Here is a 633-nt window from a genome sequence, read left to right as displayed (position 1 = left end):
GCGGCATTTTCAAGGCTTTTTTGATCAATGTTCCTTGCAAGTGCGTTAGATTCGGTGCCAAGAGGCGGCGTATAATTACTATTTTTCAGTTGAGAATGGTAAGCCTGGAACAAGCCTTTAAAGTAATCGATAGAGCCGATATCGCCATCGTTACTCATTCCTGAAACTACCGGCTTCAGGTTAGCAACATCTTTCATCTCGGTATTCGCAGTAGCTAATGTGTGATAGTACACACCAAGATATAGCCACCCTTTCTCTTTGATATCCGACTCCATTTTTTGAACAATTTCGTCGTCACCGGCTGCTGAATTAGCAGCATGTTGAACCTGAAGCTGGTAATCACGCGCAGCAGTCTGGATCGCGCTTTCAACATCTGGCAGCTCACCGTCCCCGGAACGCATTTTTGCCATATATGCTGCATTAAACTGCTCTGCAGCAGTCTTCATTTTTCCCCACAACGTGTCCGTTGCTTGTTGCTGAACGCTGTAGACGGAATCCGCATAACCGCTAGCGAAGATAGAAGTCCATCCTGCTGGACGTTGTGGCAGGGAAACGGTCCCACATACAGCTGAGCCGTTGTTTACAGATATAGAATATGTGCTGTCACCTGTTTGGTATTGCATTCTGGCGTTA

1 protein-coding gene is annotated in these 633 nt (G+C 46.4%); it reads right to left on the bottom strand.

Features of this window, described 5'->3' with window-relative positions; all coding sequences use genetic code 11:
• Nucleotides 1-633, bottom strand: a 633-nt coding sequence (locus ABD481_RS46700; protein ID WP_344672348.1) for a DotA/TraY family protein, incomplete at both ends; no start/stop codon positions are given.

Origin of the sequence: Catenulispora yoronensis (assembly GCF_039531695.1) — a bacterium.
GTDB classification, from domain to species: Bacteria; Actinomycetota; Actinomycetes; order Streptomycetales; family Catenulisporaceae; genus Catenulispora; species Catenulispora yoronensis.
The sequence above is the reverse complement of the archived record's forward strand: the minus strand, read 5'-3'. Positions and strand labels throughout refer to the sequence as shown.